The organism is Geomonas sp. (assembly GCF_056994735.1).
Map to the genome: position 1 here is coordinate 15,621 of NZ_JBXKJL010000047.1, position 13,150 is coordinate 28,770.

A 13,150-nucleotide genomic window follows, 5' to 3' on the forward strand; every position below is an offset into this window, starting at 1 on the left:
TGCTCCTTTATTTGCTTATCTCGCGAAGGACCTTTATAGAGGCGCTTCGCGGGGGAAATTCACCTGTTTCGCCGGGTAGTCAATTTGCGTCATTCAATTGGTCAGAAGGGCGAATGGTTAGGGCCCCCGCCCCGGGAGGGAAACGGTAGTTGTGGCCCCCTTTCTAACCATTCCCATCCGGGGAAGGGGATGCAGGACCGGTTTTTCTCCAAAAGCAGGCGAAGACGATGGCAAGGGCTCCTCCCAGACAGGCGAGGGCGAAGATATCGCCCTGACGGCTGTAAAAGGTCCCTCCCTCTCCGCGCCTGACCTCGGCGCCGAGGGTCGCTTCCTCAAAGAGCCGGGTCATGGCACGGATGTGCCCCTTGCTGTCGATAACCGATGAAATCCCGGTGTTGGCCGCACGGACCAGAGGGACCCTGTTCTCCACCGCGCGGAAGACGGTCATGGAGAGGTGCTGGTAGGGGGCGGAAGATTTTCCGAACCAGGCATCGTTGGTGATGTTGACCAGAATCCCTGCCCCGCGCTCGACATAGGCCCTGGCCACCTCCGGGAAGATCCCTTCGAAGCAGATCAGCACCCCGATCTTGCCCCCCGGAGTCTCCAGAGGCATGGCGCCCTTTCCGGGGGAGAAGTCCCCGATCCCCGCCACCAGCTTGTTCACGAAGGGAAAGAGCGAGCTAAGCGGAACGTACTCGCCGAAGGGCACCAGGTGGAGTTTGTCGCTTCTGCCGACTACCGTGCCGGCCGGGGAAATCAGGAAGGCGCTGTTCAGGTAGCGGACCAGTTCGCCCTCTTTCTCCATCGCCGGGCTCCCCGTCACCAGACAGCTCTTAAGCTCGGCCGCCAGCGATTTCACCCGTGCCGCGTAAGCCGGTTCCCCCTGCAAGTAGAACGGGAGCGCGCTCTCGGGCCAGACCACCAGGGTGTCCCGGGACTGGCAGCCCTTCCGCGACAACCTCTCGTAGGTCTCCACCGTCGACTCCTGGAAAGCCGGGTCCCACTTCACGTCCTGCGGGATGTTCCCCTGCACCAGCAGCACACGCTGCGTCGCGCCCTTCTCGGGCATGGTGAGGGCCCTGAACCCGTAGCCGAGGGTGGCGCCCAGCAGCACCAGCAAGACCAGGAAACCGCGAACGGGGTAGGGGGCCTCCTTCTCCCGCAGCCATACCCACATCCGGTAAAAGACCACGTTGGCGAAGGCGACCAGGAAGCTGACCCCGTAGACTCCGGTCAAGGCGCAGATCTGGATCAGCGGCAGGGTGCGGTATTGGGAATAGCCGAGGTTGGCCCAGGGAAACCCGGTCAGGAGGTAGGAGCGGATCAGTTCCCCTCCGACCCACAGCACCGGAAACGAGCAGAGCGCCGAAATCCCCCTGCCCTCCGCGCGCCTCACCAGCGCGATGACGACGCCGGGATAGAGGGCGAGGTAGGCTGCGGCAAGAAGATACAGGGAGCCGCTGACGGTCCAGTGGAGCTTGCCGTAGCTGACCATGACGATGTTCAGCCAGTAAAGGATCCCCGCGTAGGCGGTCAGCCCGGCGACAAAGCCCAGCTTGAAGGCTGCCCTGGCCGGAACTCCTGCCACGGCAGCGAAAAGCGGCACGAAGGCCACCCAGGCCAGGAGGGAAAGCCCCGGCCTCGGGAAGGAGAGGGCCAGCATGGTCCCGGAGAGTAGTGCCAGCAGATATGGTAGCGCCCCTCGGTCCCCGGGGAGCGCTGTCAGCCTTTTCACGATGCTTCCGCTTCCTTATCCTGCATCCGCGACTCGCGCGGCACTATGCGAACTTTGGCTATCCGGCGCTCATCCGCCTCCAGCACGGTCATGATCAGCGAATCGTTTTCTATGATCTCGCCCGTCGACGGAATGCGCCCGGTGAGATGGAAGATCAGCCCCCCCACCGTCTCGAACTTTTCTCTCTCCACCACGATCTGGAAATGCTCCTCGAGCTCTTCGATGGGGAGCCTGGCGTCGGCCACGATCGCCCCGTCCTCTTCCACGGTGAACTTCTGGGTCTCCAGGTCGTACTCGTCCTGGATGTCCCCCACGATCTGTTCCAGCAGGTCCTCTATGGTAACCAGCCCGGCGGTGCCGCCGTATTCGTCGATGACCACGGCGATGTGGACCCGCCTCTTCTTGAAGTCATGCAGGAGTTCCTCGAGGTTCTTGGTCTCCGGGACGAAAAAAGGGGGACGGATCAGGGTCCTGAGCTCGATGTCCTGGTCCGCCTGCCCCCAGTACCTCAGGAGGTCCTTGGCGTAAATGAGGCCAATGACGTTGTCTATGGTACCCTCGTAGACCGGCAGGCGGGAGTGTCCGCAGGCGATGATTTCGTCCAGCACCTTGCTGACCTCGTCCTCGATTGAGACGCAGGCCATCTCGGTTCGCGGCAGCATGATCTCGCGGACCACGGAGTCTCCCAGCGCCAGGATCGAGCGGATCATGGCGTTTTCCTCCCGGTTGATCAGCCCTTCCTCCTCGCCGGCATCCATCATCTCCTGGATTTCCGCCTCGGTCACCTTCCTCTTGCCGTACAAGAGCCTGGTGATGGACTCGATCAGCCCCTGCCCTTTTCGTCCATTCTCCTCTTCCAACGGTTTTGCCCCTCCGTTAGCGTTAGTCCTTCTCCTGCCTTCGATCAACTGACCCCCTTGAAAAGTATCGTCACCGCCAGGGTCAACAAAGTCCCGGTCAGCCCCCCCACCACCACATCTCGTATGGTATGGATCCGCAATAGCAGCCTGGAATGGCTCACCATCACGGCCAGGGTGAAGGCCAGGAGGGAGATCAGCGGGTCCTGCGTGTTGAGCGACACCGAGGTCGCAATCGAAAAAGCCACCGCGGCATGGCCGCTGGGTGCCCCTCCCATGAGGGGAGTCCCCTTGCCGCTGGCGGCTTTCATTATTATCACCGCGATCAGGACCAAAGTCACGGAAACTACGGACGCGACTTCCGACGGGGTTCCGATCAGGCTGAGAGCCCCCCTGTGCAGCGGGAAGAGGTACTTGGACAGCACCAGGTACCCCATGACAGCGGTCCCGAAGGCGGCCACCAGGACGGCTCCGGCCGCGACATCCTTGGCGATCTTGGCCAGCGGGTGGAACTGCGGCGAGATCATGTCGACCACCACCTCGATGGCGGTGTTCAGGAGTTCGGCGAAGAGCACGAAGGAGATGGCCAGGGCCAGCAGCATGAATTCCAACCCGCTGACCCGCAAAAGGAGCGCGGTGCAAAGGACCAGCAGGGCGACCATGAAATGGTGCCGCATGTGCTTCTGCGTCCGGACGGTGTAGAGAATGCCGTCTATGGCGCAGTTGACCGAATCGATGAAGCGGGTTGGCTTCATCTCATCCCCTCCTAAGCGAGCTTGGCTCTTGCCCGGCGCGGCGGGAAGACGGGTCGAAGAAGGGGTGCCGGATCAGGCGCCCTTCTTCCTCCCCGGCCCTCCCCCTCCGCGGACGGGGAATGGTTTCGCCGCCGGGGCTAGACAAGCCCCTCCTCCCGGAGCCGGGCAAAGATTTCCCGCTCCTTGGCCTCCATGCGGGCCGCCTCCGCCTCTCCGCTTCTTTCGTGGTCGTAGCCGGTTATATGGAGGATGCCGTGTAAAAGGAGGAAGTAAAGGCGGCTCAGGAAGCTTTCTCCGGCCTCCTCGGCCTCGCGGGCCGCGGTGTCGGCCGAAATCACCACGTCACCCAGGACCTCGGGATTGATGGAGCCGAACTCCCCCTCCTGCATGGCGAACGAAATCACGTTGGTCGCTTTGTCGCGCCCCAGGTAATCGCGGTTCAGGGTCCTGATGGAGCGGTCCCCGACGATGGTTACCGAGAGTTCCGCCTCAGGACATCCCAAGGCGTCTAAGATCCTCTGCGCCACCCTTCGCAACGCCGTCGTCCCGACCGGCCTCCGTCTTTGGCGATTCGCTATCGCTATCTTCTGGACCCTTCCTGGCAATGCTCTTCTCCTTGTAAGCCGGCTCCGGGTAATCGATCCGGTGGTGATAGATCCCGGAGAGTATCTGGTTGAAGCTCTTGGCTATCTCGTGCAGGTTCTTCAGGGTCAGCTCGCACTCGTCAAGCTGCCCGTCGATGAAAATGTTGTTGATGATCTTCTGCACCATCCCCTGGATACGGGCGGGGGTGGGATCGGTCAGGGTACGCGAGGCAGCCTCCACGCAGTCAGCGAGGAGCACCAGCCCGGCCTCCCTGGTCTGGGGCTTCGGCCCGGGGTAGCGGAAGTCGCGCTCGTCGACCGGGGGTGAGCCCGGGACCTCCATCCCCTTGGCCTTGAGGTAGAAGTAGCTGATCAGGGAGGTGCCGTGGGACTGGCGGATGATCTCGATGATGGGGAGCCCCAGACGGTGCTCGCGGGCCAGTTCCACCCCCTCTTTCATGTGGGAGATCAGGATGAGCGCGCTCATGCTGGGGGAGAGCTTGTCGTGACGGTTCTCCTCCCCCTGCAGGTTCTCGATGAAGTACTGCGGCTTCTTCAGCTTCCCGACGTCGTGGTAGTAGGCCGCCACCCTTGCCAGGAGGGGATTGGCGCTGATGGCCTCGGCGCCGGCCTCGACCAGATTCCCGACCAGCACGCTGTGGTGGTAGGTCCCCGGCGCCCGGATCATCAGCTCCCGCAGAAGCGGCGAGTTCAGGTTGGCGAGTTCGAGGAGCTTGACGTCGGTGGTGTAGTGGAAGAGCGCCTCGATCAGCGGGACCGTGCCGGAGACGTAGACGGCGTTGATGAAGCCGCCCAGGAGGGCGAAGATGAGGCAGTAGATGGTCTGCAGCGAGAGGGTGCTGTCGCCGTAGACGTGGAAGCAGAGGGCGGCCGCCATGTTGATTACGCTCACCTTGAGCCCGGCCGAATAGATGGTCCCCCTCTCCTTGCACTGACGCACCCCGTGGGCGCCCACGATCCCCCCCAGCAGGGCGTAGATCACCACCTGCAGCGAGTTGTTGAGCATGATCCCGGTGAGGGGAGCGCAGACCGCGCAGTAGACCAGGGCCACCTCGGAGTTGAGGATGATCCTGACGATGATGGCGCTGGCGGCGAAGGGGAAGAGGTAGAAGTAGCTCGCGGTGTCAACCGTTGGAAAGAGGCCGCCCAAGGCGGTGGAGACGGCGAAGACCAGCTTCAGGAGTGCGAAGTTGACCACCGTAAGCAGGGAAAGGAGCAGGATGTCCTTGTTGGTCGGGTTGAATTTCCTGATGTTCTTGCGGCCGAAGCGATAGGGGGCGTAGCAGAGGACGACGACCATGCCGAAGATGCCGAAGCCGGTCACCATCGGGGTCAGGTTCCTGGTCTTGAAGATCTTCTCCAGCTTCATGGCCTGTTCGGAGGAGACCCGCTCCCCGACCCTCACGATCATCTCGCCCCGTTTCATCTTGAAGAGGACCGGACGCACCGCCGCGCGGGCCTCGGCTTTCCTGTTCTCGGTGGCGTCGCGGTCGAAGGTCAGGTTGGGGGAGATCATCCGCTGCAGTACAGCCTTGACAGCCGCCTGATCCTTCCTGCCCGAGGGATGGGACAGGTCCATGGCGGCAGCCTGTTGGCGCACCGCGGCAAGGTCCAGATACGAGGAGTAATCGCCTCCGGCGACTTCCTGCTTGCTCCCGGGGTCGATCACCATGATGCCGTGCCTCCGGTCGCTGGCGAACCTGGCACGGTCGGCGACGATGCGCAGCCGGTACAGGGGGGCCATCTGCCGTCCCAGTTCGGAGAGGAAGGCCCGCTCCTGCTTTATCCTGGTCAGCGCCCCGAACTCCTGGGGCGAGAGCTCCACCGAAAAAGCCCCTGCCGCCGCAGCCCACCCCTTGTCCCCTTCATCCCTCTTCTCCCGGATAGACTTCAGCGCGTCCTCGAACCGGCGCACGATCTCGAGGTTGGCGTTGGCGTCGAGGCTGTAGACAAAGGGAGCCGCGGCCTCGGCTTCGGCGCGCTTCTTCTCGGTCAGCAGCAGGTCCTCGATCAGGTAGTCCTGGGTGGCGCGGATATCGGAGGTGGCAATGTCACCCTCGCGGTAGTTGACCGAGAGGAACTGGGGGCTGGGGATGATGAGCAGGGTGAGGAAGAGCGCAGTGAACATAAGCAGCACGAAGCGGGAACGCTTCTGATACCGCTCGCCGGCCAATGAGGCTGATACCGCTTCCATCCAGCAGTTGCAGAGCCGGATGAGCGAGCTGGATGAGAATTTCTGTTTGTCGCCGCTCTCGGTGGGCATTATGGCAATAGTTCCCGTGTCATAGGACAGAGACTGTGGTTTTAGGACAAGGAGACAATATATCCTTATTGGCGGATTACTGTCAATCTAAACGAAGTCGCCCGGGCGGTCCCGAGGGGGGAAGAGAGTTGTTAGAAAAATTTACCAAAAGCCCTTCCATTTGCCCGGCATTATGTTATATAACGAGAATTCCATTAACGGGCTAAGCTCCGTTTATAATTAAATCAGCAGGGGGGAGATATGAGCCAGATAACCGACGTGTACGCCAGAGAGATCCTTGATTCGAGAGGTAACCCGACCCTGGAGGTCGAAGTCTTCCTCGATTCCGGCGCCATGGGCAGGGCCGCGGTGCCTTCCGGTGCATCGACAGGCGAGCGCGAGGCGCTTGAGCTGAGAGACGGGGACAAGGGGCGCTACCTCGGCAAAGGGGTCGAGAAGGCGGTTTCCAACGTCAACGACATCATCGCAGACGAGATCACCGGCATGGACGCCACCGACCAGGCCGGGATCGACAAGAGGATGCTGGCCCTCGACGGGACCGATTTCAAGAGCCGCCTGGGCGCCAACGCCATCCTCGGCGTTTCGCTGGCGGTAGCGAAGGCCGCGGCCGAAGAAGTCGGCCTCCCGCTTTACCAGTACATCGGCGGCGCCAACGCCAAGGAGCTGCCGCTTCCCATGATGAACATCATCAACGGCGGCGCACACGCCGACAACAATGTCGACATCCAGGAATTCATGATCATGCCCGCCGGAGCCTCCAACTTCAAGGAAGCCCTCAGGATGGGAGCCGAGATCTTCCACGCGCTGAAAGGCGTCCTCAAAGCCAAGGGCTACAACACCGCCGTGGGCGACGAGGGGGGCTTCGCACCGAACCTCAAGTCCAATGAGGAGGCCCTCGAGGTCATCATGGAAGCGATCACCAAGGCGGGCTACAAGCCGGGCGAGGAGGTCCTCCTGGCCCTCGACGTCGCCTCCTCCGAGCTCTTCGACAACGGCGTCTACACCCTCGAGAACGAGGCGGAGCCGAAAAAGACCGCCGATCAGCTGATCGACTTCTACGAGAACCTGGTCAACAAGTACCCGATCATCTCCATCGAGGACGGCATGGCTGAAAACGACTGGGAAGGGTGGAAGAAGATGACCGACCGCCTGGGCAAGAGGATCCAGATCGTGGGCGACGACCTCTTCGTGACCAACCCGGCCATCCTGAAGGAGGGTATCCAGAAGGGGATCGCCAACTCCATCCTGATCAAGCTGAACCAGATCGGGACCCTGACCGAGACCCTCGACGCCATCGAGATGGCCAAGCGTGCCGGCTACACCTGCGTCATCTCGCACCGCTCCGGCGAGACCGAGGACACCACGCTGGCCGACCTGGCAGTGGCCGTCAACGCCGGGCAGATCAAGACCGGTTCGCTTTGCCGCACCGACCGCGTCTGCAAGTACAACCAGCTCCTCAGGATCGAGGACGAGCTAGACGAAGTGGCAATCTTCAGGGGCGCCGAGGTCTTCTACAACGTCAAGAAGTAGAGGCTTTTCGAGCTGCTGACAAAGAAAAGGGGCGCATCCTGGCGGATGCGCCCCTTTTGCTTCTATACTGCGTGTTGCCGCGGATTACTTCCCGACCGGCGGGTGGCCTGCGGGGAGAGCCGGAGCAGCTTCTTTCTTCTCACCCTTCTTCTCTGCTTTCTTGCCAGCTTTCTTGGCTTTCTTGTCAGCCTTCTTGGCGACCTTCTTGCCTTCTTCCTTCTTCACTTCACCAGCTGCTGCCGGAGCTGCGGGTGCAGCCTCTTTCTTCGGCTCGGCTGCGGAAACGATGCCTGCGAAAGCAACGGCGACGACGACTGCGATGATGCTGCTGAGAACTTTTTTCATGCTGGATCTCCTTAAGTGGTTTTGCCGATTCGCGTAGCAGGTAACATGCCAACCAGCATCATTCCAATCATTACAACCAGTTCGGCAGCGCCATCGATAGGGACAACGTGCTCCGACAGCTTCATATGCTCCAGCGTCTGCCTCATTTGCGGCAGCCCCCCCTTGCCCCCACGCTCGTCCCCCATGCTCGTCCCCCATTCCCGGGCGCGCCTTCCGGCCTGTTCCTGCCACCTCGGGACCGGGCCCTCCAATTGCCTTGCACCGCTCCCCTCATGAGGTTATACTCGCTCCATGCTAACTTACGAAATAGAACCGAAAGACCATTTCCGGCGTGTCGACAGTTTCGTGCGAAACCTCCTCCCTGCCGCTAACTTCTCCTACCTCAAGAAACTGATCAGCTCCGGCCACCTGGCCGTCAACGGCGCAGCCGCCGACCCCTCCCAGATCCTCAGGCGCGCCGACAAGGTCACCTTGAAGGAGAGCAGCAAGACCGCGGCATTTCTGGCCCGCGACAACCCGGACCTCGACATCCTGTACGAGGACAGCTGGATCGTCTGCGTCAACAAGGCCCCCGGACTTGCCGTCCACCGCACGGTTGATCCGGAAGAGGAAAACCTCGTCCAACTGGGAGAGAGATTCCTGCAGAAGAGGGACGGTACCGGAAGGCTCAGGCCGGTCAACCGCCTCGATAAAGGGACTTCCGGCGCGGTCATCATGGCTAAGAGTGCGGTCGCAGCTGGGATGTTCGGCAGGATGGTGCAGGACGAGGGACTGGGGAAGCTCTACCTGGCCCTGGTCGAGGGAAAGCTCCCCAGACAGGGGGAAATCGATGCGCCGCTGGACGGGAAGGAATCCCAGACCCGCTACCTGCGGCTCTTTCACGGCGGCGGTGCGGCCCTGGTCGCCGTCTACCCCCTGACCGGGAGGATGCACCAGATCAGGCAGCACTTCAAGATGATCGGCCACCCGATCCTCGGCGACAAGCGCTACGGCGGCAAGAGTGTCCTAGGTCTTGCCGGGCATGCCCTCCATTCATTCACTACCAGGCTGGTTCACCCCGCGACCGGGGAGGCGATCGAGATCCCGGCGCCGCTGCCGGACCCGCTGCGGCGCCTGCTGACCAAGCTGACCGGCATGAGCGAAGAGACTCTTTTGAGCGCCCTTGACGAGGTCCCGACCTCGGACATCGTGATTCCCGCACCGGCCTGACCGGAGGAAGTCACCACCCCTGCTCGCCGATCAGGGGGACGAAGCGGACCGCGCAAAGCTCCTCAAGCCTGAACTCCCCGTCCGGGAGTCGGCGCACCCGCACCAGGTTCTGCAGGTGCGGAGTCGGGCCCACCGGGATCACCAGCCTCCCCCCTGTGGCGAGTTGCGCCATCAGCTCCGCCGGCACCTCCGGCGCCCCCGCGGTGACCACGATGCCATTATAGGGGGCATGCTCCTTCCACCCGATGGTGCCATCCCCGAGGTGCACCAGAACGTTGCGGTAGCCCAACCTCTCAAGGCGCTCCCGGGCCAGTTCCGCCAGTACCGGGAGGCGCTCCACCGTGAAGACCTCCGCCGCGCAATGGCTCAGCACCGCCGCCGCGTAACCCGAGCCGGTCCCTATCTCCAGCACCCGCTCCTGCCCCTGCAACTCCAGCGCCTCGATCATGTAGGCGACGATGTAGGGCTGGGAGATCGTCTGCCCCTCCTCTATGGGGAGCGGTCCGTCCTGGTAGGCAAAACGCTCCATCTCCGGAGGGAGGAAGGCCTCTCTCGGAACTTCCCGCATGGCGCGTATCACCGCGGCATCACGAATTCCTCGCGCCAGCAGGTCCTCGCTCAGCATCCGCTCCTTTCTCGCCTCAAGCTCTTTATCCGCATGCATTGGCGTCCCCCTCTTCCAAAAAGCTAAATCTTATCATACCCCCCTTCACTGATAACCGCCAGGGACCTCTGTCTTAGGCGTCAGCATCCGCACCACCTGCTCGCATTAGTCGGAGCCAATGACGACTGAAGATTGACAGAAAAATGGCAGGAGCTAAGTAGAAAGGGACCAACTTCTGAATTGTTGTTTTTTTGGGGGGGCAGGCGTACACTTAAATCATGGGAGAGATACTTCTCCCAAAGTTCTTTGAAAACAGCTCTGGAGTACAGGTATCGGTTGCGTCGAGAAGCCTGATGATACTGACTTCACTTTATTCCCAGGTTACAGACGTGGTGTGCAAGTCCGCAAGGAATTGCCTGAAGCGTTTTCCGGGGAGATGCTTTACATAAGTGCAGTTATCTCACAAAACCCTACGGCACCCTGGAGTTGGTAGCTGGCGTTCAAGGAGATGAAGCCGATAGGCGTGCAGATCTCATCCGCCAGGCGCGTAAAACACCGCTTGAAAAAGGGTAAGTCACACTAGATCACTGGGACGAATACATGGTCCTAAAAGGAGCATGCATCTCACTACTAGCCAGCTTACACCGACGGATAAGGATAAAGCATCTCCAGATACTGAGCGCCAGTTACGTTTTTTCGGAGGAAGGGTCCAGTGCTTGGCATTGGGCCCTTTTCTCGTTTGCGTGGTCTTTATTCAATCCTCTCTTGATCCTTGCTTGGCCTCATCCCCCCCGCAGTTTTCTCCGTCTTCTGCTACAATATCCACTCGTTGATGCTACAGCCACCTCGCCGCATGCAGCGTCATCGTTCCCCTGTTACAGCGTCGTCATTTCCTTATTCCAGCGCCGACCCGCCTTCCGACTTGACCTGATCTCGCCCTCGCTACAGACTCACGTCACCCCCATCATTTTCTCTTTCCGCGGTTTCGACTCTTTCAGCTCACCACATGCGCCGCCGACATCAGGTGCTATACTATCCGGACCAAGAACAAGTCAGGGAGGTAGGCTATGGCATACAGTCATCCGAGCAAGAGTCAGGGTGTGGAAGAGAAGGGGCAGCGCAACATCAGGAGCTTGGGGCCTTACCTGCCGAAGCGTGGGCTGCCGGAGGGAACAACATGCCGGGGGTGCGGCATAATCTACCACAACAAGAGGTGGCAGATGGAAACCGCTGGAATCGAGCATGGCAGCGAGACGCTGTGCCCTGCCTGCCAGCGCATGGAGGATCACAACCCGGCCGGCGTGGTGACCCTCTCAGGCCCCTATCTCGCCGCGCACAAGGAAGAGATCCTCAATACCATCAGCCAGGAAGAGGCCAAGCACCGCCAGAAAAACCCTCTGGGAAGGATCATGGAAATCAGCGAGGATGACGGCCAAATCACCGTCACTACCACTGAAGACAAGCTGGCGCAAAAGCTGGGGCGGGAAGTGTACAAGTCCCAACACGGCGAACTGCACTACAAATGGAGCCACGAACAGCACATGGTCCGGGTGGAATGGACGCGGTAGCGTCCCCCGCATCTCCATTATCATTGCGTTGCCGCTCAGACACTCAAAGAAAAGACCCCCTTGCTGCTGCAAGGGGGTCTTTTCTTTGTGGTCGGATTTAAAACGGGGAGTTCAGTAGCGGGGACGCCTCTGCCGCAGCGGTTCGAAGAGGTACTCGAGGCCATTGAGCTTTATCTCGTATACGCACTGCAGCATCTCCCCCAACTCTCCCTCCGGAAAGCCCTGCTGCCGCAACCATACCAGGTACGGCTCGGGCAGGTCCACCAGCACGGTTCCGGCATACTTCCCGAAGGGCATGGTAGTCCGCGCCAGCTTCAGCAAAAAGGAGCGGTCCGGGAAAACTTCTTCCAATGCCTACCCCTTCCCCAGCTTGGCTTTCAGCAGGTCGCCCAGCGTACCCATTCCCTTCGGCACCTCGGCCGCCTTCTTGCGGAAAGCTTCCATGCTCTCGCTCTGCTCCTGCTCGGCCCGGCTCACCGAGGCCAGCGACAGCGAAATCCTACGCTGCTCCCGATCGATGCCTTCCACCTTGACCTCGACCTCCTGTCCCTCGGAGAGGACCTCCTTCGGGTGCTGAATCCTCTTCCCCTGGCCGAGCTTCGAGATGTGGATCAGGCCGTCCACCCCCGGCGCCAGGGTGACGAAGGCGCCAAACGGGGTAAGGCGGGCAACCGTGCCGTTTTGATAGGAACCTTCCGGGAACGCGCCCGCTGTCTCTTCCCACGGGTCGGCAAGGGTGTCCTTGAGCGAGAAGGAGAATTTACCCTTCTCCCAATCGATTGCCTTGACCACCACCTCGACTTCCTGGCCTACAGAGAGAACCTCGCCCATCTCCTTGACCCTGGTCCAGGCGACCTCGGAGATCGGCAGCAGCCCTTCGACCGCGCCGATGGAGACGAAGGCGCCGAAGTCGCGTAGCGAGGTTACGGTCCCCTTGACCCGGTCCCCGACCTTGAGGGTCTCCTTCAGGGTTTCCTTTTCCTGCTGCTGCTCCTCCTCGAGGAGAGCCCGGTGCGACAGCACGATGTTGCGGCCGTTTTCGGCGTACTCCATTATCCGGAACGACATGTGCTTGCCGACGTAGGACGAGCTGTCGTCGATCCTTCTGAGAGCCATCTGCGAGAAGGGGCAGAAGGCGCGGGAGCCGGCCACCTTAACCTCGAAGCCGCCCTTGATCTCTTTCTCGACGACCCCTTCGACCGGGATGCCGGCGGCGTAGGCCTCCTCAAGCTGGGCATTGCCGGCCGCACCCGCGCTCCCGGTGCCGATCTTGGTGGTGAAGCGCATCTCGTTGTTGCGCGAGGAGATGAACCAGGCCGTCACCTTATCGCCTACCTCAACGGTGACGTTGCCGTCGGCATCCGTCAGTTCCTTTATATCGAGGACCCCTTCGCCCTTGCGGCCGGTGTCCAGGAAGACCCAATCCTTGGTTATCTTGAGAACCGTTGCTTCCAGCTTCGAGCCCGGCTGCAATCTGCCGGAATCCTTCTGGCTGCGCTCGAACATCTCGGCAAAGCTCTCCTCTTCCGTCTCCATTTCATCCCTGCGTTCAGTATCCATTTCATTACCTCTTTGCGTATTTATTCCACTCTAGCTTTTGGGCATTCAACGAGCATACAGGGCACTCTGTACCCTTGTCAACTAGCTTTCCCCCCGATTTCCCGCTCCTGTCGAGGTCA

The 13,150-nt window shown here is 61.0% G+C and carries 12 protein-coding genes; 3 read left to right on the forward strand and 9 right to left on the reverse strand.

Annotated elements, in window-relative coordinates; all coding sequences use genetic code 11:
• Window positions 1-163 precede the first annotated feature (163 nt).
• From lnt to AC11W3_RS02280, 5 genes are all read right to left on the reverse strand, one after another.
• Window positions 164-1,663, reverse strand: a complete 1,500-nt coding sequence (lnt, locus tag AC11W3_RS02260; RefSeq protein WP_484089757.1) for an apolipoprotein N-acyltransferase — start codon at window positions 1,661-1,663, stop codon at window positions 164-166.
• 68 nt (window positions 1,664-1,731) lie between these two features.
• Window positions 1,732-2,595, reverse strand: coding sequence for a hemolysin family protein (locus tag AC11W3_RS02265; protein ID WP_484089742.1), 864 nt, complete (start codon window positions 2,593-2,595; stop codon window positions 1,732-1,734).
• Window positions 2,596-2,639: 44 nt separating this feature from the next.
• Entirely contained in the window at window positions 2,640-3,347 is a 708-nt protein-coding gene (locus tag AC11W3_RS02270; protein WP_484089741.1) for a diacylglycerol kinase, read from the reverse strand.
• A 137-nt stretch (window positions 3,348-3,484) separates the two neighbouring features.
• Window positions 3,485-3,883 carry an rRNA maturation RNase YbeY gene (gene ybeY / locus AC11W3_RS02275; protein ID WP_484089740.1) on the reverse strand — a complete coding sequence of 133 codons (399 nt, stop codon included), beginning with the start codon at window positions 3,881-3,883 and terminating at the stop codon, window positions 3,485-3,487.
• Window positions 3,837-6,215, reverse strand: a complete 2,379-nt coding sequence (locus tag AC11W3_RS02280) for an HD family phosphohydrolase (protein ID WP_484089739.1) — start codon at window positions 6,213-6,215, stop codon at window positions 3,837-3,839. The genes ybeY and AC11W3_RS02280 overlap by 47 nt, the downstream gene beginning before the upstream one ends.
• A gap of 240 nt (window positions 6,216-6,455) precedes the next feature.
• On the opposite strand from AC11W3_RS02280, the gene eno reads away from it, so the two are divergent.
• Window positions 6,456-7,745, forward strand: a complete 1,290-nt coding sequence (gene eno / locus AC11W3_RS02285) for a phosphopyruvate hydratase (RefSeq protein ID WP_484089738.1) — start codon at window positions 6,456-6,458, stop codon at window positions 7,743-7,745.
• An 84-nt stretch (window positions 7,746-7,829) separates the two neighbouring features.
• On the opposite strand, the gene AC11W3_RS02290 is transcribed toward eno, so the two are convergent.
• A complete protein-coding gene (locus AC11W3_RS02290; RefSeq protein WP_484089737.1) occupies window positions 7,830-8,090 on the reverse strand; it encodes a hypothetical protein in 261 nt (86 codons plus the stop codon).
• Between the two features lie 291 nt (window positions 8,091-8,381).
• Here AC11W3_RS02290 and AC11W3_RS02295 point away from each other — a divergent pair, with 291 nt between their 5' ends.
• Complete coding sequence (locus AC11W3_RS02295; protein ID WP_484089736.1) at window positions 8,382-9,299, forward strand: RluA family pseudouridine synthase; 918 nt, start codon at window positions 8,382-8,384, stop codon at window positions 9,297-9,299.
• Between the two features lie 10 nt (window positions 9,300-9,309).
• Here the strand turns inward: AC11W3_RS02295 and AC11W3_RS02300 are convergent, their stop codons facing one another.
• On the reverse strand, window positions 9,310-9,963 hold the full coding sequence (locus AC11W3_RS02300) for a protein-L-isoaspartate(D-aspartate) O-methyltransferase (protein WP_484089735.1): 654 nt from the start codon (window positions 9,961-9,963) through the stop codon (window positions 9,310-9,312).
• Between the two features lie 1,007 nt (window positions 9,964-10,970).
• On the opposite strand from AC11W3_RS02300, the gene AC11W3_RS02305 reads away from it, so the two are divergent.
• Window positions 10,971-11,471 carry a BCAM0308 family protein gene (locus AC11W3_RS02305; RefSeq protein WP_484089734.1) on the forward strand — a complete coding sequence of 167 codons (501 nt, stop codon included), beginning with the start codon at window positions 10,971-10,973 and terminating at the stop codon, window positions 11,469-11,471.
• A 111-nt stretch (window positions 11,472-11,582) separates the two neighbouring features.
• Here the strand turns inward: AC11W3_RS02305 and AC11W3_RS02310 are convergent, their stop codons facing one another.
• Window positions 11,583-11,822, reverse strand: coding sequence for a DUF3820 family protein (locus AC11W3_RS02310; protein ID WP_484089733.1), 240 nt, complete (start codon window positions 11,820-11,822; stop codon window positions 11,583-11,585).
• Window positions 11,823-11,825: 3 nt separating this feature from the next.
• Entirely contained in the window at window positions 11,826-13,031 is a 1,206-nt protein-coding gene (gene rpsA, locus AC11W3_RS02315; RefSeq protein WP_484089732.1) for a 30S ribosomal protein S1, read from the reverse strand.
• Between the last annotated feature and the right edge of the window lie 119 nt (window positions 13,032-13,150).